Raw genomic sequence first — 24,814 nt, 5'->3', positions numbered from 1 at the left:
GTTTATGCAGTCCCATATCTGTACATTGGCACCATTGTCAATACTTGCAGCATTAATATCCACGCATTTATATCTGCTATATCTGCCGCCGCACTTTGTACGGATTGATGTAAGCCCGGACAGCTGCGGCATGCTTTCCCTGCCGCTTCCTGATACGGTTCCTGTCGTGTTCATAAACTGGTCTTTTTGGATCCAGTTTCCACTTCCTGAATATCCGGTCTTTTTGAAGTTGAATACGCTGTACTTATTGTCAATGCCCTGGGCTGCGTTATAGGAAATAACGTAATCACCGGTATTGTCAGCGCCGTTTCCCATGTAGCTTACAAACTGGTCTGCGTGTGTCCACTGGGCTTCAAAGGTGGCATCCGCAAACAAAGATGAATAGTATTTGCTGTCTGAAAGCATCGTTGCAAGCTGTCCGGCATCGTATACCTTTCCTGCCTGCTTGCCGCCTGTGGATGTAATCTTCCAGCCGGTAAATACATAACCCGGTCTTGTCGGTGTTTCAACCACACTGACATTATTAATGCCAAGGCGCTCCATGGTAACTGCACTGCCGGAACCATTGACCTGTCCGCCGTTTAGGTCGAAGGTATAGGTAAAGGGCTTTGTGACAAGCTGGATAATTTCAAAGCTGTCATGCAGGTTTTGCATACGAAAGTCAAACTCCATTCCGCCGCCGACTGCAAGGCTTCCCCTTGCCCATCGGAATACCGGCATGATGTAGGTCACACGCTGCTGTCTGTCTGCCTGTGAAATTCCTGACGGATACCCGGACGCACCGTAAGAGGCATGGTTTGCCTCACGTCCAATGCTCCATGATTCATTGACACCTCTCCAGTCCCCGTCAAACACCACGTTGCCATCAGCATCATACTCGCCGATGGACCAGTAGAAGTACAGGTTCTCCCCGGAGTTATTTCCTTTTAAATAGGTAAGTCCTCCCTCATCTTCCGTATCTTCCTGCGCCGCCACAATGCTGATTGTCATACCGTCTGCCACTCTCAGCTTATGTGCATACATGGAACGGCTGTCTACCTGACCCACGACATTGTCATAATGGTGGTTCGTTCCCGTATAAATATTTCCGGTCGGACCCGCATCCAGTGTCTGATTATAGCCATACTGCATACAGTCTGCCTTGATGTCGTATGATGAAACAACGGTCAAGTCACTTTCGCCGCGGCTGCAGATATCCTGCCATGTAAGCGGCGCTGCCTTGACACTTGTCACTACCGTGCCGATAATCCCCGCGGTCAGTGCTGCCGCAATGGCAGCTACTACCGCTGTACGAAGCTGTTTCTTTTTAATTTTTATCTTTCCTTTAAACATTCCGTTCTCCCTTCTTAAAAATTGTCCGGTTTCTTCCTGCCATTGAAATATGACAGACAGAAAAAGTAAAAATCGAGGCAGGATTAATTCCTGCCCCGATTAACACTTTCCTTATTTAATTGTGTTATTTTTACATCATAAACCATGATAAATACAGATTTACTGCCCCATCCTTAATATACGGTCTAATATCTGTTTTTTCAGGGTCATCCTTAGAATGAATAAGTTTGCCATCTGCAAGTACTTCTGCTGTAACAATATAGCCTGATGTAAAGCCCTTCCAATCATCCGGCTTCCAGTAACTTGCATACACCGGCTCTGTGATGTTGCCGTCTTTATCCACCGGTACTGCAAGATATTCAATATATCCTACCAGTCCGCTTGTATCTGCACGGGATTCTGTTACTGCTCCCGTTCTGTCCCTGTCGTGGTGTACGACCTGAATTACAATGGTATCCATCACCTGACCGTTTCTGACTGCCTTGCCGTCTACCGTGCCGGAGTATTCTGTCGCTACCCTGCCGTTTACGACGTACCATGTATTCTCGCCGTCTGCGGCAAATCCGTTGTAGCCAAAGTCAACCGTTCCGTTATTAAACTTCCATGTGCCGTATTCGTTGCTGCATAAGCCGTTAAAGCCGAAGTTTACCGAACCGTTGTTGACTTTCCACCAGCCGTAGTCATTTAATGCCCTACCGTCAAATGCGAAATCAATCGCACCGCCGTTAAAATACCACCATGTATTGGTTGCTTCATCGAAAACCAGTCCGTTTGCATTAAAATCAACTGAACCATTGGTAAACTTCCACCAGCCGTAGTCATTTAAGGCAATGCCGCTGTAGTTAAAGTCAACCGTTCCGTTGTCATACTTCCACCAACCGTACTCATTTACACCCATGCCGCTGTAGCTGCCGTCCAGTCCGCCGTTATTGACATACCACCAGCCGTACTGGTTTAACACCATTCCTGAATAGGAAAAATCAACTTCACCGTTATTAACCTTCCACCAGCCGTATTCGTTTAAGGCAATGCCGTCATAGTCATAGTCAATCTGTCCGTTTTTGTAGCAGTGCCATGTATCCCCGTCAAGCACAAGGCTTTCATCGGAACTGTCCACATACTTCTGTACGGAATAATCGGATGCGTAAGTCTTTACCCCTCCTGCACCCAGTGTCGCCATTGCTACTACCGCAGCTGTCATGCCGATAACTGCCGCCTTGTCTGCTTTTTTTAATAATGCTTTTAATCTTGTCATAAAATTTTTTTTCCTTTTTTAGCGTTGTATTTTATTATAATGGAACAGACCCCGCCTGTCTATCGATAAATTACCGTGCAGCATTAAATTTTCAAGGTGCTTTTATTTTTTTTAAATTTAATTCAATTAATCATTGCCAAAAATGATTTTTTGTTGTAAAATAATTGAGTTCGTACATGTAGCTCAGTGGATAGAGCGTTCGCCTCCGGAGCGAAAGGCCGTGGGTTCGACCCCCATCATGTACATCCATTTTACAGCGGCAGTGTTATTGCCGCTGTTTTTTGTTCTATCAGAAATTGATGTGTAATATTTCTTTAAATCCCCAATATCCTGCATAAATGCCGATTCTGTTTTAAATACCACACAGCATTCCGGCTGAAAAATCCGGTATTTAAAATGACATCGTAATAAATCCATCACTGCGGCGGTATATATACACTTTATCCGACAATACTTCTTCCCTTGATACGCCGTCAGTATTGACTTCCCGCACCATATCCTCCAGATTCATCGCATCGTAACGTGCCAGTTTGGGCAGCAGAATCACCTCATGAATGGAGGAGGGAAGAATATATAAGTCTGTCTGGAGCGTATCGGCAAACTTTTTCAAGACATCCTCATAAAAGATACACGCTGCGCCATTAAGCCTTGTATTATTGGTCAGCACATACATTTCCGCTGCCATAAGCAGTTCCTTTTCCATTTTTAAATCCTCTAATACCAGTCCTATCAGGGAAGACAGCGGATAAATCTGGCTCTGCAACAAGCCCGGCGTATTACTTACAGCAATTTCATGCACCTGCTGTTCTGTTACATGCCAACCCTCCAGATGGTTGTTATATATTAATGCCGTTGCCGTTTCTCCTTCTGACTGGCTGAGCAGGCAATAATATACTACTGCGAGGTCTAATACCCTCTTATGCGGAATCTTTTTTAATAATTTTTCGTTCTTGGAATAATTAATGACTTTATATGCGATGGTTTGTTTCACCCTATCGAAATCCTGAAACCAGTCCGGACAAATTTGAATGTTATCTTTATTTTCATTATATATGTGAAGAATCTCTCTGACAATATCCTCTACCGTCCTGCCATTTTGATACTGTTTATAAAACCCGTTCAGATAAATTGTCGGCGATATATGTTTTCCTTCTTCCATAATGACCAGACCGTCCAGTTCACAGCCATTATTTTTGATAACATGATTAATGCTTACAACACCTCCTCTGCCTGTTTCTTTTTTTGCGTACTCCTGTACACACTGTAAAAAATCCCCGTACTCCATGTTACTCTCCTTTGCATAAAATATTAATTTAAATATACTTGAAAATTCAAGATATTCACAAATAAATAATGGATTATTCCGGACATGCCGGCTGATTTATGGATTGCTCCATTGTTGAATTTTAAGAACCTTTTACACAAAATACTGCCTGTGAAAAAGGATTATTGAAAATCTGTTATTAGTATATGCTATCTTTTAATATTTGTCAACTAATATTTTTTTGTTATGAATAAGCATTTACATTCCTGCCGGAAGCGATTATAATTTCTAACATATACTACAGCAAGGAGAACCATATGCTTACTTACTCTTTTGATAATACCGGCTCTGACAGCCTTTACGAACATTTATACAAATGTATTAAAAATGATATATTATCCGGTGAACTTGCACCGGATTACAAACTGCCTTCCAAACGCTCTTTTGCCAAAAATCTCGGCATCAGCACCATTACCGTTGAAAATGCATATGCCCAGTTAATTGCCGAAGGATACATCTATTCCCTGCCCAAAAAAGGCTACTATGTGACCGATATTGCGGCTGTAGGACAGCCTGTTTTTGCTGCTTCCTATTCACATTCACAGCCTGAAAATACGAATTTTTTGTCTGCCGCCCATACATCTTTAACATTTTCAAAACAACCTGATGCAGATACTTCTTATCAGATTGACTTTTCGACCAATCACGCAAGCGGCGCCAATTTTCCGTTTTATACATGGGCAAAGCTGATGAAGGAAGTCATGTCTGACTGCAGCAGCGAATTGCTGACCCCTTCTCCTGCTGCCGGCATTTTAGAACTGCGTGAAGCCATAGCACGGCATTTGTCCGATTTCCGCGGCATGAAAGTCCTGCCGGAACAGATTATTGTCGGTGCCGGTACGGAATACCTGTACGGTCTTTTAATCCAGCTTTTCGGAACAGATCAGACCTTTGCCGTTGAAGACCCCGGATACAGCAAAATCCGCATGATTTATGAAAGCCACGGCGTAGACTGTCTGTGTCTTCCTTTAGATAATGAAGGAATTCATATGGCGGCGCTTTCTGCCTGCAATGCGGACATTTTACATTTATCGCCGTCACACCACTATCCGACCGGTATCGTAACCCCGGTCAGCCGCCGCTACGAACTGTTAGGCTGGGCTTCCAAAGAGCCTTCCAGATACATCATTGAAGACGATTATGACAGTGAATTCCGCCTGCTTGGCAAACCGATTCCGTCATTGCAAAGCATTGATGTGATGAATAAGGTTATTTATATGAATACCTTTACCAAAAGTCTCGCACCGACAATCCGTATCAGTTACATGGTTCTGCCGCTCCCGTTAATGGAGCAGTTTAACCGGCGGCTTGGCTTTTATTCCTGTACGGTATCGAATTTTGAACAGTACACGCTGGCGCGCTTTATCCGTGAAGGACATTTTGAAAAGCATATCAACCGTATGCGCATTTATTACCGCAATCAGCGCGACTTTCTAATCTCTGCCATTAAAAAAAGCCCGCTGGATGCACTTGTAACTATTCAGGAAAAGGATGCCGGTCTGCATTTCCTGATGAAAGTAGATACGTCTATGAGTGATGAACAGCTTACACAAAAAGCAAAAGAGGCAGGTCTTAAAATCACCTGCCTCTCCCAGTATTATTTTCATCGGGACATTGCCGTAAACCACACGCTCGTTATTAATTATTCTGCCTTAAAGACAGATACGATTGCCAAAGCGGTTGAACTGCTGTACCAATGCCTTATTTAAGTTTTTCAAGCACTTCAAGAATCAGCTTCCATGTTCTTTCTACAGATGCAATATCAAGATGTTCATTTGTTGTATGAATATCCAAAATATTCGGACCGAATGAAATGCAATCCAGTCCCGGAATCTTTTCAGAGAACAGTCCACATTCCACGCCTGCGTGAATTGTCTGAATCAGCGGTTTTTCATGATAAAGTTCTTCATAAACCTCACAGATAATCTCGCGCAGCTTGGAATCCTTCTTATATTCCCATGCCGGATAAGGACCGTCTATTGTACAGCTTCCACCTAAAAATTCAGTCAGGCTGTACAGCTTTTCAATGAGCCATTCTTTTTCGGAACCTACACTGCTTCTTACAGAATAACACAATCTGACACAGTCTTGCGTTTCCTTAATAATACCCAGATTTAAAGACGTCTGTACCAGTCCCTTAATATCATTGCTCATCTTTACAACACCGTATGGCAGATGTACCAGTGCAAGCATTAACTTCATCGTGCAGGATGGGTGATATACGAGCGTTTCTTTTTCTTCATTATCTTCTGTTATCACAATCTGCATATCCGGGTCGGTTACTTCGTATTCACGCTTTAACGTTGCCGTAATCTTTTCCATAGTTTCTGTAAATGTCTGCGCATCCGACGGCTGGATTAATAATTCCAGTTTACCGACCTTTGCAATCGCATTATCTTTTTCACCGCCGGAAATTGATGTCACAAAGAAAGACATTTCATTGTTTAATTCCATTAAAATTCTGCCCATTAAGACATTCGTATTGGCACGCTGGCAGATGATTTCCGTACCGGAATGTCCGCCGGTAAATCCTTTTAAAGTGAGTGTACGTCCGACACCGGTTTCTGTACCTTTTGTCACAGGAATGTCACAGCGTACGGAAGCACCGCCCGCACAGCCTGCTAAGAAAATACCTTCATCTTCGGAATCCATATTCAGCATGATTTTTCCATTTAAATCAGAAAGGTCGATTGCCGCAGCACCCAGCATACCGATTTCTTCATCAACAGTAAATACGGCTTCCAGCGGCGGGTGTGGAATATCCGTAGACGCTAACAGGGCAAGGCTGTATGCAACCGCAATACCGTCATCTCCACCGAGTGAAGTCTGTTTTGCAGATAAATATCCGTCCTGAATCTCTAAATCCAGTCCTTCTTTTTCCATATCCTTTACACAGTCTTCTTCTTTTACCGCAACCATATCAATATGTCCCTGCAAAATAACTGCCGGGCTGTTTTCATATCCTGACGTACCGTCTTTCCAGATAATTACATTCAGACTTTCATCCTGTCTGTATTTTAATCCGTGCTGTTTTGCAAAATCAACACAATAATCACTAATCTGCTTTACATTTCCTGAACCGTGTGGAATCTTACAAATTTCTTTAAAATAATGAAATACTTCTTTTGGCTCTAACTGTTCTAATGTCATATAACTCTCCATTCCGCAGACATTGAAAATCCAATCTCCTTGCCACACCCGCCCCAAAGAACGGATTACAAAAAAGCCTTTTTACTGTAATGTCTGCAACATCATCATTTTATAAAATGCATTTTACCACTGCATTTCGTTACTAGTATAGTGCAAATGTCTTATTTTATCAACTCTTATTCATACACTTTTTCACCGCTTAAAAACTTGTTTAAAATGTCCGCCAGCGGCTCCATGGCATTTTTAACTTCTTCTACCGTATTGGTCTGTGCCCCGGCTTCAATCAGCATGGAACGTCCCCGCTCATGCAGACAGTAACGGTATGCGTTGACATAAATATTTCTCAGAAAATCCGGATAATAAGCCTTTCCAATCAGCTGCATCTGAAGGCTCATCGCCAGATTGTCATCACGATACGGATTGTACAGATAGCCGATATCCCCATTGACACGACTGTAACTTAAACCGTTAAAAAACATAATTTTAGCCATTTTTTTGCCATCAACTTCCGTTAAAAGATGCGTGGTTTCCGCCACACCGTCCCGGTGCAGATCAATCACAACCTCTATCGACGGATTTTCCTGCAAAATCTTTGCAATACCTTCTTCCGCATATGTATACGCCTTGCTTCTGTCAAGCTTACCGTCAACATAATCGTAAACACTCGTATCATGAATCACCTGATAACCGTACTTTTGTGTCAGCAGCTCCGTCAGATAGTCGCCCACCCCCACAATCGTTGTTGTGGGGTCACCTGCCACGGAATCTGCAAATGTTTCCTGCGAATGGGTATGGAAAATCAAAATCTGCGGCTTGGTGACATCCTTTGTAATAGACAAATCTTTATTTAAAAATTCTTCCGGTCTTAAAATATTTTCTGTCAACGATGTAATGCTTGTTACCGTATAGAATTTGGAAACAAACGAAAAATCACATAGCTGGGCTTTAGAAAATACCGTACCTGTTACCGTATTTCTTGAAATAACCTGGCGGGCATCCGCATTTTTTCCCTGCTGTGCCTGTGTGTCTGCATTTTGCGCACTGTTATCCGGCTGTGCCGCATTTGAAGTATTTTCCTGCGATGGTACCGTCCGGTCTGTCTGCTCAGCTGAGATTTGCACATCCGCAGCATTTTCGGAAGATTTACCGGAAGTATTTTCCGAATCCTGCGCCGGATTTCCCTGTGCAATGCCATCCGCCGCAGTGTAAACCGCTCCTGTATTTTCATTTGCCATTAAATACTCATTAATAGGACAAATATCATTGATTACATTTTCAAAAAATGTGAAATCGTCATTGTCCACATTTTTAATATAGGCATAGGACGGTACACCGGTCTGTAACAGCAGTTCTTTACAGACCTCTGTAAGAACCGTCTTCATATTTGTCTTATTCCAGAAAATCAAAACACTATACACCGCACAAAATATTACGATAACACCTGTAAGCCTGTACTTATTTTTATTCATATTAATACCCATTTCTGAGCGACTTGTCGCGAAGATGCGATGAGAAATTCGCGTAGGCGATTTCTCATCTGCAATCATGGCTATTTGTTTTCGCTCAAAAACAAATAGTGGTGTGAAAAATAAGCGCATCAGCGTTATTTTTCACACTAACTCCGGCTGTTTAATTAAACCCTCTTTCAGGTTCAACACTATCCTATTCTGTTCTGCCGCCGGATATACCTTTAAATCCCAATCATCTGTAAATCTTCACACGCCATATCAATCGCTTTTGCAAGAATATGCCCGATTGCCTTGATATTGGCATCGATATCTTTCGGTGTCACATACATATTCACCATTTCCGGCGAAATGACTTCCCGTATCAATTCATATTTTTCCCGTGGGGAATATTCTGAAAAAATACGGCTGACAGACTTTAATTCTTTCGACTGTGCAATGGCTTTTAAAAAATTTTCCATCGTATCATTGACAATTGTCGGGGCGTCCACCACGGTCGGCACTCCGATTGCAAGCACCGGCACACCGACAACATCTTCCGTAATGCCAACACGGTGATTGCCGACACCGGACCCCGGATGAATTCCCTGACTGGATAACTGGATTGTCGTATTTAAGCGGCTGCTGTCCCGCGCCGCCAGCGAATCGATTGCAATTAAAACATCAGGCTTTAACTGACGCACCACGCCACGCACCAGTTCCGCCGTTTCCATGCCGGTCTGTGCCATAACACCCGGTGCCAGTCCCGCCACTGCAACTTGTATACCGGCTTCCTTTGCATAATGGCGGTTAATTTCAATATTTTTTACAACATCCGGTCCGAGTGCATCGGCTGTCACATCAGCATTGCCAAGCCCCAGCACCAAAACAGTCGCTTTTTCTTTTTCGCGGATATACCCGGACAAGAGTTCTTCGAGATTTTTGGCAAGAATAACTGCCGTGCGCTGGCTGTATTCATCATCGGTTGTTCCCAGCTTTCCGGCTTCAATTGTAATATACTTTCCTTCCGGACGGTGCAGTGCCTTGACACCTTCTTTCCCGGTAATTTCAAGCACCGTGACCTTAATCCCTGTTTTATTATCCTTCATTTCATTTATAATAACACCTTTTAATCTTCCCTTTTCCCTATTAACCTGCTCATTGACCTCTAATGCAAGGTCTGTTCTGATTTCAAATACATTTTTCATTTTTAACTGCCCTCCATTTTCTAATCTCACAAAGTGGCAGTTTCATGTTCAGTTTTTTATCTGCCATTAGAAGTTAATACTAGTATGTGTCGTATCTTTTTAAAAATCCGTTAAAAAAATGGAAAATTTTATTGACATCCTCTCCCCTTCCCGCTATAATACAGTAGTATGTTTACATTAGAACGTCCGTGTCCGGATTTAATGCAAAACAGATTAATCTTTTAAATATAATTTTTTTGGAGGTGTACGGATTGGCTAACATCAAATCTGCTAAGAAGAGAGTTTTAACAAGTCAGATCAGAGCTGATAGAAATAAGGCTGTTAAGTCTAGAGTTAAGACTTATGTAAAGAAGGTTGACGCTGCTGTTGCTGCAGGCGATAAGGCTGCTGCTGAAGCTGCATTACCAGTTGCTATCGGCGAAATTTCTAAGGCTGCTTCTAAGGGTATCTACCACAAGAACACAGCTGCAAGAAAGGTTTCCCGCATTACAAAAGCTGTAAACGCTATGGCTTAATTTTATAATGTATTTTAAAGAAGCAGATGTTGTCACCCACTCACATCTGCTTCTTTTTTTACTTTTGACTGTATTTTATAATCATCAGTTCAACACCGAGCTTGTCTTCTATTTTACCGGTCTTTACCGCTTCCTCTGTTTCCGCAAAATCCCGGAGTGCTTCTTTTATCTGTGCGCTTTCAAAATATTTTGCCTGTGCGGCATATTTGCCGACAATAAACGGTGCAACCCCCATTTCTCTTGCAATCTGTGCATTGGCATTGCCACGCATTAATGATTCCTTGACCTGCAAAATGCCGTTAAACTGTCTTGCCAGCAGATATAAAATACGCATCGGCGGTTCTTTTAACAGCAGTAAATCATAGTATAAATCCAATGCCTGCTTCTGCTTTTTGGTTGCAATCGCCGTAATCATATCAAAAATACGGCTCGTGGTCTGTGTTGTACATACGGCTTCAACATCCTCCGCGGTTATCTGCGGTCTGTCGATACAGTATGAGACCAGTTTTTCAACCTCTGCATAGATTAAATCCATGCCTGCGCCGGTTTTGGACAGCAGCAAATCGACCGCCGGACGGTCAATGGTCTTCCCTTCGTTTTTTAAAAGGGTTACAATCCACTGCACAAGTACGGAAGTGCTCTGCTGTTTCATTTCACAGATATATCCTGCCGTGCTGACTGCCTTGTATACTTTATTTCGCTTATCAACTTCCGATTCAACAAAAACAAAAATAAGATAATCCGGCATATTTTTTATAAAATCTGCCAGTTCTTCCTGTGAAGATTTAAAAAAGCCGCTGTTTTCAATGATAATTAACCGCTTCTGTGCAAAAAACGGCAGTGTATTTGCCATATCTATCACTTCTTTTACCACGATTTTATTTCCCTCAAAATAAGAATAATTCATGGTATCGTCCCCGCTGATTGCCTTTTTTAACTTATCACGGTATTGCTTTTTTAAATATTCCTCCTCACCGTATAAAAGATATACGCTCTGAAACTCCCCTGTTTTAATCTGTTCATTAATTACTTTCACAATAATCTCTCTTTTCCGCAGGCCTTCCAATGCCGGAGGATTCGCGGACTGAATTTATTCAGTCCTGCGATAAGGCAGATTGATGACACCTGCCTCATCAATCTGTCTTGTGAAAAATCTTAGATTTAAGGATTTTTCACACTTTCCTCTCTTCTATGCAGCCTGCTTCCGCTTTAGAAACAATCATAACATATTCCTGCCGTTATTGCCACTGCATAAGCCGATAAGTTTTTCCGTCACTTTTAACGGTAATCTGACCGCACTGCGCCGTTACCTTTGTCTGTATATCCATTTTTTTTAAACGCTGTATTACTTCCTCCGACGGATGGTGATAACGGTTATTGACCCCGCATGAAATCAGTGCCGCCTGTGGACGGATTTTCTCCAAAAATGCTTCACTGCTGGCACTTTTTGAACCGTGGTGCCCGGTCTTTAAAATCGTAACCGGCGATAATACACCATTTTCCAGCAATTCATTTTCAACGTTTATTCCTGCATCCCCCGTCATCAGCATAGAAAATTCTCCATAGTCAATCCGGTAAACCGCCGAAATATCATTCACTGAATCCGTGTGGTATGATATTTCCGGGTGAAGACACTGCACCGTAACCTGACTGTTTCCGACAAAATCTCCGGTTTTGACATGCCACACCGGAATATTACAGTCTTGCGCAATCTTGATAAATTTAATGTAATTTGTATCATCACAATTTTTCAATGCCTCCGGCAGCAGCACTGCCCCGACAGTAATTTCATCTCCCTGCATCAGTTCCATAATGCCGCTGATATGGTCTGTATCGGTGTGACTGACCAGTGCATAATCTATCCGCGCAACACCTTTGGATTTTAAAAACGGTACCAGCGTATTTTGTGCCAGATTTTTCTCATCACTGCTCCCGCCGTCAAATAGATACGTTTCACCTTCCGGTGTCATCATATAGATGCCGTCCCCCTGCCCCACGTCCAGCATGTCAATTTCAAAAGACGGCTTTTTCGGCAGCATGATAATCATGATAGCAACAGCTAAAAATATTAGCTCACACTTTTTTACAATCTTTGAATATTTCACTGTTTTTGTGTTCTCTGCTGATTTTTTTAATTCTGCAGCACATTCACCTTTTGTTGTTTTTTCAGATTCAATAGTTCTTGTATTTTTAGGCTCTGTATTTCCTGTACTTTTTGTCATTCTATTAAAATGTGCAGCTCCTTTCCTCTTTCTGTGCGTTGCATTAAAAAGAAGTTTCTTCCAAAAATCCGACGGAGAATGCGATAATACGACAAACAGTGCCAAAACCAACAGATATACTACACACTGCCATAGCTTTGGCTTTCCTGCAACAATTCTTGCATACGGCAGTTTTCCAGCTGTTCCGCATAAAACTTCATAAAATTCTAAAATAAAATGGGCTGTTCCCAGTAAAAACACACCTGCCGGTTTACAAAAAAGTCCTGTAACACCAGCACTCACACTGCATAACATGACAAGCGGCATCAACGGAATCACCAGAAGATTTAAAAATACACTATATAAAGGAAATTCATAATAACAATTCAAAATGACCGGCAGCGTTGCTGCCGTAACAGAAAAACTGGTTAAAAAAGAAGCTTTTACAGTATCCCTCAGTGTATCTATAAAACACCGTTTTTCTGCATGGTTACTCTGCAGACGATCCGGCAGAAAAACACGTTTCAACGCAGGCAGAACGACCGCAATTCCCATTATTGCACAAAAAGACAGCAAAAAGCCGCTGTTATACAACACGTATGGATTATTCCAGATAAACATCACTGCTGCTGTACTTAACGCAGACAGCATATCATATGTTCTTCCTAGCACCTGTGCATACATCATCAAAAGACACATCACCAATGCCCGCAGTCCTGACAGCGTATTTCCTGTCATCAGAACATATCCGGTTATAAAAAGCGTTCCTGCCGCAAAAGAAAATACATATGACGTTCCTGCGCGGCGCAGCAGCCTGTATAATGCCATTCCCACAAGCGATATGTGCAGTCCGCTGATTGCCAGCAGATGTGCAATTCCGTTGCGCTGGTAAAGCTTTTTAATATCACCATCCAGACTGCTCTTGTCGCCAAGAACAATCGAGCTGTACAAACCTGCCTTTTCTTTTGTGCCAATCTGTTCATAGACTTCTTTAATTTTCAAGCGGAATTCTGATAACAAATAGCCTGCCGTCTGTCTTTTCCTGGTAAGCACCGTCACATCTTCGGCTGTCATTTTATAATGAATCCCGATAGATTTGTAATACATTCTGCTATCAAAACCGCCCTCATTGCGTGAAGTTTCAAAACACTTTAATGTTCCGGACACTAAAAGCATATCACCGGGTGCAATCTCAACTGTTGACACCGTTTTTCCATCCCCCTGTACCCCGCCTTTATCAGAATATGTATTAACAATGGATACAAGAAGCTTTCCTGCTCTTTCTTCCGGATTTTCAGTTTTGTCGCTATTCTGTATGGATACCGTTGTATTTTTTAATATAATACAGTCATATCCATCTTTTTGTTCCACGGCACAGACCGTTCCTGTAACCGTACTTTTTTGTGCCTTTTGCTGTATAACGGAATCAAAGGATGCCGGTTTTGACCGGACAGAGATTATTCCATAAGAAATCAAAGAAAAAAGAAAGGACAGGCAGACAGTCCATTTCCTGCCTGTTCTCTTAACAATTACCAGAACTGCTGCCGTCATAACAAGCAGCCCACAAAGCAGATATATTTTGCCTGCAGCAGTCATACACAGCGCAATATATACCGTGACAAGTGCCGCAAATACCATCGGTCTTTTAATAAAATCCCCTCCTGTTTTATGCATAATGCATTTATGAACTTACAATTGCTTCATTAAATGTAAATGTACTATCTAAACTGATGCTTTCACGGAATGTCTTACTGGAGTCCCCGTTAATCATAATTTTAACAGCATCCACACTATCCAGTTCACACAATGAATTCACAATAGAATACACCGGTATTTCATTGGACACGTTAACCATTTCCGTTAAAAATGTCGTGCTTAAATTGACATAACACACGCGGTTACTTACGGAAATATTGAGCAGTTTTAAATCCGTTGGCAGTGTTGCATATACCGACGTATCAGAAGGACCTTTAATCAGCCGTTCTACAACCATTTTTTCCAAGGATACGTTCTTGCTGTAAGCGACTGCAACCGATGTTTTTACCAGTTTATCCCCAAGCTTGTCTGCATAATACAAATTGAGATTCTTCCATTCAATATTTCCCATTGCTTCATTCGAGTCATCGACTAAATCTTCCATGGACAGCAGTCCGATCTGCGTTCCGTCAGGGTACTCCGCTACACTGCCGTCCGCATAAAACTGCACATAAGAAACACCGTTAATCTGTGTGAGCATTTTTACAATTCCCGCATTTAAAAGCAGTTTAACAGAATTGTCACATTCGTTATATTCCCTGCTGAAATAAATATTCGCCGTGCTTTTGGACGAATCAAAAGTCACATGGTCTAAACGGACCTGCTCCGGCTTAATGACTTCACAGTCTTCCTTTTTCTGACGTGTATTCATCTGCTGCATCAATTCCCGCATCAGCACCAGCGTATCTGATGTTTCCGTTTTATATGTTTTTTCTACCAGTTTATTGGCCGAACTATTCATATAGTAAACTTTATACACCTGACTTTCCGATGTGTTTTTCTGACATCCGGTATACGCAAAACAACTGCTGACAGCCAGCAATAAAACCAGTATATATCCAACTATTTTTTTCACGAAAGCCGTCCCTCCTGTTCTGTATCGGACTGAACATAATTTAACGGAATTCTGACCGTAAATGTCGTTCCTACATCTTCTTCGCTGTGCATTTTTATCGTTCCGTGGTGCATAAGGATAATTTTCTTTACAATTGCAAGTCCCAGACCCGTTCCTCCGGTTTCTCTGGAACGTGCCTTATCCACACGGTAAAAGCGTTCAAATACCATATCCTGATTTTCCTTCGGGATACCAATTCCCGAATCCTCTACACGCACATAAAAATACTGATAATCGGCATTTAGGGCTACATGCACCCAGCCGTCTAAATTGTTGTACTTTATCGCATTTTCAACAAGATTGGATACAACCTGTGTAAACTTGACTTCGTCAATTTCTGCAACGACCGGGCGGAAGCTTTCAAACAGCAGTTCGATATTCTTTTTCTGTGCAATCGGCTTTAAACGCTTAAGTACAATCTCCATTAATTCATTCAGATTCACAGACGAAATATTCATCGCACCGGACGGCTTGTCCATCCGCACAAGCGAAAGCAGATCGTCAATAATTTTACTTTCGCGGTCAATTTCATTGACAATATCCTGCATAAACTCCTTATACAGTTCAATCGGCACATCTTCCTGCAAATTCAGGGAATCTGCCAGCACCTTAATCGATGTAATCGGTGTCTTTAATTCATGTGACACATTAGATACAAATTCCTGACGGCTCTCATCTAATACACTTGCCTTATCCATAATCAGATTAAAATTGCGGGCAAAATCCTGTAATTGTGTGTCACCTTTTATGCTGAGTCTTTTTTCTGTATGTCCGTTTGCAATTTCCTCGACCGTATGAAACTGCTTTCTTAATGTCTTTCCATACAGCTTGGATATAATATATGCTCCTGCCAACAGTATCGTTACCAATGCCGTTCGGATAATTCCGGTACGGTAACTAACCTCGCTTTGGAACTTATCAATCTCGGAAACATCAACACCCACAGAAAGTACCCCCATGAGTTCATTATTTTTATTGTACAGCGGCACAACAGTTTCTATTGTTCCGGTTGTTTTATCATATCCTGAAAAACTCTTTTTGGAATTACATGCGCTGATGACACGTGAATTAATAATCGTCTTTCCTGTTTCAAAAGAATAAGAATCCGACTGTATGACAAAATTCGTATTAATAACACGGATACGCATGGTTTCAAATGCGGAGTAGCGCACCATCTGATTATACATACCGGCTTTTTCTGCCTCGGCAAGCGACTCAAAATCCGCATACTCTCCGGCAACGACAGCTGCTTTCGTCTGCAGGTCTGCCTTTCTGTCCTTAATCATGGAGCTTCTGTAATAATATGGAATCATGACATCCACGAAATACAGTGGCACAATTGAAAAGACTGCCAGTATCATAAACAGCCGCACCCTTGCACTTTTGAGTTTTCTAAAAACCAATCTTACAAGTTCCGGCAGACTTTTTTTATGAAATTTTACGATTTTTAACCGATCCGGTTTTAAATTCTTAAACATTGAAATAATATCCTACTCCCCACTTAGTATGAACATACTTTGGCTCACTCGGATTTTCTTCAATCTTTTCACGCAGACGGCGTACATGTACATCTACTGTCCGTGCATCCCCCGGATAGTCATAACCCCAGATCGTATTAAGAAGTGTTTCCCGGCTGTAAACTTTATTGGGATTTAACACCAGTAATTCCAGTAAATCAAATTCTTTTGCCGTAAGATACACTTCCTTATCATGGATAAATAAACTGCGGCTGTCACAGTCCATACGCATATCTCCCGTTTCAATCCGGCTGCTTGCTTCCGTTTTGGCTGATGCCTTTGAATTCCGGCGTAAAATTGCCTTAATCCGTGCCTTTACCTCTAAAATGTTAAAAGGCTTTGTAATATAGTCATCTGCACCGTATTCCAGACCGAGAATCTTGTCCATATCCTCACCCTTTGCAGTCAGCATAATAATCGGAACATCTGAAAATTCACGTATCTGCTGGCACACTTCCATGCCATCCATTTTGGGCAGCATAATATCTAAAAGAATCATATCATATGAATTCTTTCTGGCACATTCCAGTGCTTCCTCTCCGTCATATGCACATTCTACCTGCATGCCATCCTGTTCCAGACTAAATTTTAATCCCTTTACAATCAGCTTTTCATCATCCACTACTAAAACTTTGTTTGCCATGTTTCTCCTCATCCCTCCGGCCTGCAGGTTTTCTCAAACACAAATCAACTCTTTGATTTTGTTAAACGCAGCATCTTTAATACCGGAAATTTTTTTTATATCTTCAATTTTTTGAAAAGACCCGTTTTCTTTTCTGTATTGTATAATATCCTCCGCTTTAGACGCTCCGATTCCCGGAAGTGTCATCAACGCCGTTTTATCTGCTGTATTAATATTCACTTTCCCCACACCTTGCACATCCTGTGCCGTATCTGCTTTTTCTGTTATTTCTCCCTGCTTGGGAATATAGAGTTTCTGCCCGTCCAACACGTTTTCTGCAAGATTTAATACCGTATCATCTGCTTCCGGCGTAAAACCGTCCGCCAGTTCAACAACTTCATAAATTCTTGTATGCTCCGGAACTTCATATACACCGGGACTTACAACCGCCCCACAGATATATACGTAACAAAGTGCTTTCTGTTCTTCCTGCCCGGTTACATTTTGTGTGTTTTCTGTTTCTTCCTGTGTAACAGATTCTTCCGTATGCACAACCGCTGCCTTTGCTGCCCCGGTTTCAGATTGCTGTTTTACTGTATAAAACACCCCTGAAATTAAAATTACGGCTGCAATGGCAGCAGCTTTAATAACCTGTTCTTTTTTCATTGACCACATCTCCTTATACTTTATTTTTTACAAGTATAAAGCCCCCTTTGTGCTCATTTTTTATTTTACCGAAATCAATCGTAGATTACAAGCAGAAAATCACAAAACAAACGAAAGTACCAGAAACATTTTATTTAACAAAATGTTTACAGAAATTTCCCATTATAGTAAAATAAATTATTATTATGATTCGAGGAGGCACATCTTGTCAAAGAAAATCAAGTCAGCAAAGGCTGACACTAAGAAAAGATTTCATTTTTCACTGCTGGATGATGAGAACGGTTCCATTCCAAGCGGTAATATTACCTTTGTAATGGCATTTCTGATTCCGGTTATTATTTTGGCTGCACTGTATTATGTGCGCGACATTTTCCCATTTGGTTCAAACTGCTATCTGCGTTCTGATATGTATCATCAGTATGCACCGTTTTTTTCGGAATTCTGGCATAAAATCCGAAGCGGCGAAAGCCTGACCTACTCATGGGATATCGGCATGGGAACGAATTTCACTTCCCTGTTTGCCTACTATCTTGCAAGTCCTGCCAACTGGCTGATTGCACTGTTTCCGCAGCGTTCCATGATTGAAATCATGAATGCAATGATTATTGTAAAGCTGGCAGCAGCTTCTGTCTCCTTTGCATATTATATTGCAAAGCATTTTCACACAAAAAGCTGTTCGATTGCATTATTCGGAACATTTTATGCACTCTCCGGCTTCGTTGCCGCATACAGCTGGAATATTATGTGGCTGGACTGCGTTATTTTAGTACCGCTGATTATGCTGGGACTGGAACGTCTGGTCAATGAAAATAAATGCCTGCTGTACTGTATCAGTCTCGGACTTTGCATTTTCACCAATTACTATATTGCAATCATGGTATGTATGGCGGTTGTATTGTATTTCATTGTTTTAATGGTTTCTTACAACGGCACACGCCATCCGCGCATTTATTTAAAGAAATTTATTCACTGGTGCGTATACTCCCTGCTTGCGGGCGGCCTGTCTGCCTGTCTGTTACTGCCGGAGCTGTATACATTCTCGTTATCCGCTTCCAGTGACGTGTCTTTCCCGAAAACGTTAAGCGTGTATTTTTCCATGCTTGAAATGCTTACCAGACAATTGATAAACATTCCGGTACATCTGGGACTGGACCACTATCCGAACATTTACTGCGGTGTCTTTATCTTTTTACTGATTCCGCTGTATGCCATGAATAAAAAGATTCAGCCAAGAGAACGTATCGGAAAATTCTGTATTTTACTGGTCTTTTTGCTGGCATTTAACATTAACATTTTTAATTTCATCTGGCACGGATTCCATTATCCGAACAGCCTGCCATGCCGTCAGTCCTTTATCTACGTTTTCTTTGTGCTGACGATGGCATTTGAAGCCTTTTACTATTTAAAAGAAACAACAGACAAACAGCTGGCAGCGGCTGTGTGGATTGCTGTCGGACTTTTATTTGTAATTGAGCAGATGTTTACGACAGACAGCACTTACGATGCAAAGAGCGTTTATATCAGCGGTGCATTTATCTTAGCTTACGCCTTGCTGATTCAGCTTCACCGCCGGACAAGCTTTAAAATTCCGGTTATTTTATTTGCAGCATTTGCCGTCAGCATCATTGAATGTACGATGAATATGGAATCGACAGGTCTTGGCACAACGAACCGTACCGCTTATCTGCTCGATTACGATGCCGTGAAAACGGTTACCGATACGATTGCCGCATCGGATTCCACCTTTTACCGCATGGATAAGATAACGGGCGCGCGCTCCAAAAATGACGGGGCATGGCACAATTATCACTCTCTTGCAACATTTTCATCAACCTCCAACGCAGGCATTTCCGATTTATTCGGTTATCTCGGATTTGAACATTCAACCAATGCGTATGGATATGAAGGTGCTACCATGGTAACGAATTCTTTGTTTTCCGTAAAATATGTTATCAGTAACCAGCACCTGGCAGAAAGCCGGCTATTACAGTATGTGACCGGAAGTGACGGTGAATTTATTTATAAAAATAATTATACACTGCCACTGGGTTATCTCGTACCGACGAATTTTGAAGATGAATGGACAAGCAGTTCGATGTATAACGGCATTGAAAGCCAAAACAGCCTGATTAAGGCTGCCACAGGCATTGCCAATGTCTTTACGCTGACTTACGAATATACATCGGAAACAGATGTTAATATTGAACCGATTAAAAACGGTCATATGTATCTTGCCGTATCCGGTACAAATGTCGATTCTGTCGGTGTTAAAGTCAACGGATCGGTCAATAACTACTCCGGATTAAAAAACGGCAATCATTTAATTGACATCGGCTATGTTACAACTGCCGATTCCATTGAAGTATACGGCGATACCCCAATGGGTCTTTCCGTTTATACGTTAGAAGAAGAACGTTTTATCAACGCCTATAACATTTTAAATAACGGCGGATTAAACATCACTTCACACTCTGATACGAAAATAAAAGGCACCGTAACGGCACAAAGCGACAGCACAATGCTGTTTTCAATTCCGTATGACGGCGGCTGGAGTGTTTATATAGACGGTAAAAAAGTGAATACTTATGCAGTAAAAGATGCCCTGCTTGCAGTTTCTGTTTCAGCCGGAGAACACACAATTGTACTAAAATATATGCCGGTAAATCTGATTAAGGGTTGCATAATTACACTTTTATGCATTATTATATTAGTTGCGGTACATTTATTCGGAAAATACCGGGTTAATGGAAAGATTGACACCACAAAACTTCCACCGCTGCTTCAGGAATATCTTTCTGAAACAGACACATTATTCATGCACCGCAAGACAAAAGTTATCATGACACAGTCCGACATTAATCAAATAAAACAAGATACTGCCCCTCCGGTAGATATTGACACTTTAGATGATTTTGAAAATATGGATATTACGGACGATACCAAATAAGCATTACTTAAAAACTTACACAAAATTACAGCGCCAAAACGGCAGAATGGAGGACACTATGAAACTCTGGGGAGGACGATTCACAAAGGAAACAGACCAGCTTGTAAATAACTTTAACGCTTCTATTTCTTTTGACCAGAAATTTTACAGACAGGATATCCGCGGCAGTATTGCCCATGCAACAATGCTCGGAAAGCAGGGTATCATTTCAGAAGACGAAAGCAAAAAAATTGTTGACGGATTAAACGGAATCCTTTCCGATATTGAAAGCGGTAAGCTTGAAATTACAGACGAATATGAAGATATTCATACTTTTATGGAAGCAACTCTGATTGAGCGCATCGGTGACACCGGCAAAAAGCTGCACACCGGAAGAAGCCGTAACGACCAGGTTGCACTGGATATGCGCCTTTATACACGTGATGAGGTCTTAAACGTCAATCAGGAAGTCAAAGAACTCATGGAAGTGATTTTAAAAATCATGAAGGAAAATACCGAAACCTATATGCCGGGCTTTACACATTTACAAAAGGCACAGCCGGTTACGGTTGCACATCACTTCGGCGCTTATTTTGAAATGTTTAAGCGTGACAGAAGCCGCCTGCATGACATTTACGAAAGAATGAACTACTGCCCGCTCGGTGCAGGCGCACTTGCCGGAACGACTTATCCGCTTGACCGTGAACTGACTGCCAGCCTGCTTGATTTTTACGGCCCAACTTTAAACAGTATGGATTCTGTTTCTGACCGTGACTATCTGATTGAATTTTTAAATGCACTTTCTACGATTATGATGCATTTAAGCCGTTTTTCAGAAGAAATCTGTATCTGGAATTCCAATGAATATAAATTCATTGAGTTAGATGACGCATACAGCACCGGCAGTTCTATCATGCCGCAGAAGAAAAACCCGGATATTGCAGAACTCGTCCGTGGAAAGACTGGACGTGTCTACGGCGCATTAATGAGCCTGCTGACAACCATGAAAGGTATTCCGCTTGCTTACAATAAGGATATGCAGGAAGATAAGGAACTCTCCTTTGATGCGATTGATACGGTAAAGGGCTGTGTCAGCCTGTTTAAAGGCATGATCGCCACAATGCGTTTTAATCCGAAGCGCATGGAAGACAGCGCAAAGCACGGTTTTACCAATGCCACAGATGCTGCTGACTACCTTGTAAAAAAAGGTGTTCCGTTCCGCGATGCCCACGGTATTGTCGGTCAGCTTGTATTAACCTGTATCGAAAAGGGAATCGCATTAGACGACCTTACATTAGACGAATACAAAGCAATCAGCCCTGTATTTGAACAGGATATTTACGATGCCATCAGCTTAAAGACCTGCGTTGAAAAACGTCTGACCCTCGGCGCCCCGGGACCTGATGTCATGAAGCAGGTTATTGAAAAATATGAAGGATATTTGTTAAATGACTAAATCAGATAAATATCTCAGTTTTATGGTGATAATATCCGTCAAAAAGAGTCCGCAAAATCAGGCAGAATGCCTGATTACGCGGACTCTAATACTATATATCATATTTCATACTTTCCATTCCCGACACACCATTACTCCCGACCTCTCCTCCGTACAACCTCAGCCACCCACTATACAGAAAAAATAATCTGCTGTACCGAAGTCAAGTAACACGTTGAGGTACAGCAGATTATTTTTTCAGACTCGTATTTTCGTTCCTTTCGTATCCCTATGCGCCATTTTTAATCGGGCAAAGTCTACGTTTTTACCACGGTATTCTATCGTGAGTTCATCTCCCTGTGTAAGCAGATACACATCTTCGACCGTATCTTTTCCGGTCAGTTTGATTGCGCGCACACCGACCGCACCCTTCTTCTTTTCAGGCACATCTGAAAGCGGGAAGCGTAAAAAGTATCCGTCCGCTGTCTGCACGATAACATGCTGACTGCTCACAATCATTTCTTCTTCTTTGACTTCCCCGTCCAGTGAAAACCTTGAGAAAACTTCTTTTACCGCATCGGTCACATAGATGCCGACCAGTAAATCGTCTTCCTGTAATTTGGTCGCGGCTACGGTACGTTTACTGACTTCAAATTCTGAGGTGTCCACCAGCTTTGCCATACCCAGTTTTGTCATAAACAGCATTTTTTTACCCTTTAACTGTTCAAACGGTGTCAGATAAAGGATATTTTCACCACTGCTGTCATAGTTGCCCAGATTGTCAATCGGCGTTCCCTTGTCACGGAATCTCGTAAATGGAATATCCAGCACCTTAATCTGATGCAGACTGCCGTTGTCCGTGAAAATGCAGATTTTATCGGTATTCATGCAAGAGAATACATAGCGGTTCTCATTATGTACCGCCTCCTTATTTCTTTCATACGCCGACATATCAATGGTCTTTGCATAGCCGAAGCGGTCCATAATAAACATCACTTCCTGCTCCTGCACCTTTTTCTCCTCTAATACAACCGCCTTGGCATCTTCAATCTGCGTTTTTCTCGGCAGTGCGTATTCTTTCTTGATTTTGAGTAAATCTGCCTTAATGACCTTTGCCATTTCTTTTTTACTGCCTAAAATGCGCTCGTATTTTGCAATTTTTTCCAGACATTCTTCATATTCCTTCTGCAATGCAAGAATTTCAAGTCCAATCAGCTTGTACAGGCGCATTTCCAAAATTGCCTGTGCCTGACGTTCCGTGAAATTCAACCCTGCCGCCTGCTTTTTTGAAGCTTCGGATTTAAACTGAATGTCCTCGGTATTGCCGTTTACAAGACAGTCCTTTGCCATTTTTAAATTCTTACTGCCGCGCAGGATTTCAATAATTAAATCAATAATATCGCAGGCTTTGATTAACCCCTCTTTGATTTCCTTATTGTCAAGTTCCTTATTTAAAAGGGTCGTATATTTACGGGTTGCAATCTCATACTGGAAATCAATATGGTGTTTGATAATCTGCTTCAAGCCCAGTGTTTCCGGTCTTCCGTCAACAATCGCAAGCATATTGACACCAAACGTATCTTCAAGCTTTGTCTTTTTATATAATACATTTTTTAAATATTCCACATCCGCATTTTTCTTTAATTCTAGCACAATGCGAATACCTTCTTTGGAAGAAGCATTGGAAATATCTACGACATCTGTAATTTTCTTTGTTTCAATCAAGTCTACCACATCGGAAATAAATTTTCCGATATTCGCACCGATCATGGTGTATGGAATCTCTGTAATAACCAGCTTGTCACGCTCCGAGCGTTTTGCCGCCGGTTCAAATTCGACCTTGCCGCGCAGCTTGATTTTACCGTTTCCAGTTTCGTAAATCTGTTCCAGCTCACTTTTATTGATGACGATACCGCCGGTCGGAAAATCCGGACCGATGCAATACTGCATAAGTTCTTTGGTCGTAATCTCCTCATTGTCCATATACGCACAGACCGCGTCAACCACTTCGCCGAGGTTGTGTGTCGGGATATTGGTTGTCATACCGACTGCAATACCGTCCGCACCGTTTACTAAAAGATTCGGCACTCTGACCGGAAGCACTGCCGGTTCTTTTTCCGTTTCATCAAAGTTCGGTACAAAATCGACAACATTTTTATCCAAATCCGCAAGGTAGACGTCCTGCGTAAATTTCTTTAACTTGGCCTCCGTATATCGCATGGCGGCGGCACCGTCCCCTTCGATTGAACCGAAGTTGCCGTGTCCGTCCACCAGTGCCATGCCCTTTTTAAAGTCCTGCGACAAGACGACCAGCGTTTCATAAATGGAACTGTCGCCGTGCGGGTGATACTTACCCATTGTGTCACCGACAATACGTGCCGACTTTCTGTGTGGTTTATCATAATTTAAGCCCAACTGATCCATTGCATACAAAACACGCCGCTGTACCGGCTTTAATCCGTCTCTGGCATCAGGAAGCGCTCTGGCTGTGATGACACTCATGGAATAGTCGATATAGGACTTCTGCATGACCTCGGAATACTCGGTCTTTACTATCTGCTCTGCCAT

General features: G+C 42.0%; 17 protein-coding genes and 1 tRNA gene. 5 read left to right on the top strand and 13 right to left on the bottom strand.

Translation table 11 applies throughout. From position 1 onward, the window contains the following. Nucleotides 1–1,332 (bottom strand): InlB B-repeat-containing protein (locus WMO37_RS02330; protein ID WP_349154224.1); only part of this gene is annotated, 1,332 nt, incomplete at its 3' end. Nucleotides 1,333–1,462: 130 nt separating this feature from the next. Continuing rightward, the gene (locus WMO37_RS02325) at nucleotides 1,463–2,587 is read right to left on the bottom strand and encodes a hypothetical protein (protein WP_349154223.1); all 1,125 of its coding nucleotides are present in this window, start codon (nucleotides 2,585–2,587) and stop codon (nucleotides 1,463–1,465) included. Nucleotides 2,588–2,759: 172 nt separating this feature from the next. Between WMO37_RS02325 and WMO37_RS02320 the strand changes: the two genes are divergently transcribed. Next, nucleotides 2,760–2,832, top strand: a tRNA-Arg gene (locus WMO37_RS02320). A 146-nt stretch (nucleotides 2,833–2,978) separates the two neighbouring features. Here WMO37_RS02320 and WMO37_RS02315 read toward each other — a convergent pair. After that, the gene (locus tag WMO37_RS02315) at nucleotides 2,979–3,872 is read right to left on the bottom strand and encodes a DUF5688 family protein (RefSeq protein ID WP_022432943.1); all 894 of its coding nucleotides are present in this window, start codon (nucleotides 3,870–3,872) and stop codon (nucleotides 2,979–2,981) included. A 296-nt stretch (nucleotides 3,873–4,168) separates the two neighbouring features. Here WMO37_RS02315 and pdxR point away from each other — a divergent pair, with 296 nt between their 5' ends. After that, a complete protein-coding gene (gene pdxR, locus WMO37_RS02310; protein WP_349154222.1) occupies nucleotides 4,169–5,620 on the top strand; it encodes a MocR-like pyridoxine biosynthesis transcription factor PdxR in 1,452 nt (483 codons plus the stop codon). On the opposite strand, the gene WMO37_RS02305 is transcribed toward pdxR, so the two are convergent. The 3 genes from WMO37_RS02305 to gpr form a co-directional block, all read right to left on the bottom strand. Then, nucleotides 5,613–7,061 carry an aminoacyl-histidine dipeptidase gene (locus WMO37_RS02305; RefSeq protein ID WP_022432945.1) on the bottom strand — a complete coding sequence of 483 codons (1,449 nt, stop codon included), beginning with the start codon at nucleotides 7,059–7,061 and terminating at the stop codon, nucleotides 5,613–5,615. The genes pdxR and WMO37_RS02305 overlap by 8 nt on opposite strands. A 176-nt stretch (nucleotides 7,062–7,237) precedes the next feature. Then, nucleotides 7,238–8,530 carry a stage II sporulation protein P gene (locus WMO37_RS02300; protein ID WP_227089687.1) on the bottom strand — a complete coding sequence of 431 codons (1,293 nt, stop codon included), beginning with the start codon at nucleotides 8,528–8,530 and terminating at the stop codon, nucleotides 7,238–7,240. Between the two features lie 221 nt (nucleotides 8,531–8,751). Continuing rightward, complete coding sequence (gpr, locus tag WMO37_RS02295; protein WP_227089686.1) at nucleotides 8,752–9,714, bottom strand: GPR endopeptidase; 963 nt, start codon at nucleotides 9,712–9,714, stop codon at nucleotides 8,752–8,754. Between the two features lie 251 nt (nucleotides 9,715–9,965). Here gpr and rpsT point away from each other — a divergent pair, with 251 nt between their 5' ends. Further along, nucleotides 9,966–10,229, top strand: coding sequence for a 30S ribosomal protein S20 (gene rpsT / locus WMO37_RS02290; RefSeq protein ID WP_022432948.1), 264 nt, complete (start codon nucleotides 9,966–9,968; stop codon nucleotides 10,227–10,229). Nucleotides 10,230–10,287: 58 nt separating this feature from the next. Here the strand turns inward: rpsT and holA are convergent, their stop codons facing one another. From holA to WMO37_RS02260, 6 genes are all read right to left on the bottom strand, one after another. After that, nucleotides 10,288–11,265, bottom strand: coding sequence for a DNA polymerase III subunit delta (gene holA, locus WMO37_RS02285; protein WP_349154221.1), 978 nt, complete (start codon nucleotides 11,263–11,265; stop codon nucleotides 10,288–10,290). Nucleotides 11,266–11,467: 202 nt separating this feature from the next. Next, nucleotides 11,468–14,104, bottom strand: a complete 2,637-nt coding sequence (locus tag WMO37_RS02280; protein WP_349154220.1) for a ComEC/Rec2 family competence protein — start codon at nucleotides 14,102–14,104, stop codon at nucleotides 11,468–11,470. A 7-nt stretch (nucleotides 14,105–14,111) separates the two neighbouring features. Then, the gene (locus tag WMO37_RS02275; protein ID WP_022432951.1) at nucleotides 14,112–15,041 is read right to left on the bottom strand and encodes a GerMN domain-containing protein; all 930 of its coding nucleotides are present in this window, start codon (nucleotides 15,039–15,041) and stop codon (nucleotides 14,112–14,114) included. Beyond that, nucleotides 15,038–16,558, bottom strand: coding sequence for a sensor histidine kinase (locus WMO37_RS02270; RefSeq protein WP_349154219.1), 1,521 nt, complete (start codon nucleotides 16,556–16,558; stop codon nucleotides 15,038–15,040). Before WMO37_RS02270 ends, WMO37_RS02275 begins: the two co-directional genes overlap by 4 nt. Then, entirely contained in the window at nucleotides 16,551–17,240 is a 690-nt protein-coding gene (locus tag WMO37_RS02265) for a response regulator transcription factor (protein ID WP_022432953.1), read from the bottom strand. The genes WMO37_RS02270 and WMO37_RS02265 overlap by 8 nt, the downstream gene beginning before the upstream one ends. Nucleotides 17,241–17,273: 33 nt before the next feature. Continuing rightward, the gene (locus WMO37_RS02260) at nucleotides 17,274–17,885 is read right to left on the bottom strand and encodes a helix-hairpin-helix domain-containing protein (RefSeq protein WP_022432954.1); all 612 of its coding nucleotides are present in this window, start codon (nucleotides 17,883–17,885) and stop codon (nucleotides 17,274–17,276) included. A gap of 205 nt (nucleotides 17,886–18,090) precedes the next feature. Between WMO37_RS02260 and WMO37_RS02255 the strand changes: the two genes are divergently transcribed. Together WMO37_RS02255 and argH are read left to right on the top strand one after the other, a co-directional pair. Continuing rightward, nucleotides 18,091–20,832, top strand: coding sequence for a YfhO family protein (locus WMO37_RS02255; RefSeq protein ID WP_349154218.1), 2,742 nt, complete (start codon nucleotides 18,091–18,093; stop codon nucleotides 20,830–20,832). 58 nt (nucleotides 20,833–20,890) lie between these two features. Continuing rightward, nucleotides 20,891–22,267 carry an argininosuccinate lyase gene (gene argH / locus WMO37_RS02250; protein ID WP_349154217.1) on the top strand — a complete coding sequence of 459 codons (1,377 nt, stop codon included), beginning with the start codon at nucleotides 20,891–20,893 and terminating at the stop codon, nucleotides 22,265–22,267. Nucleotides 22,268–22,504: 237 nt separating this feature from the next. Here the strand turns inward: argH and WMO37_RS02245 are convergent, their stop codons facing one another. Further along, entirely contained in the window at nucleotides 22,505–24,814 is a 2,310-nt protein-coding gene (locus WMO37_RS02245; protein ID WP_349154216.1) for a DNA gyrase/topoisomerase IV subunit A, read from the bottom strand.

This window comes from Lachnospira intestinalis (assembly GCF_040095895.1).
Taxonomy (GTDB): Bacteria; Bacillota; Clostridia; order Lachnospirales; family Lachnospiraceae; genus Lachnospira; species Lachnospira intestinalis.
Note: the sequence above shows the minus strand (reverse complement) of the source record. Positions and strands in the feature narration are given on the sequence as shown.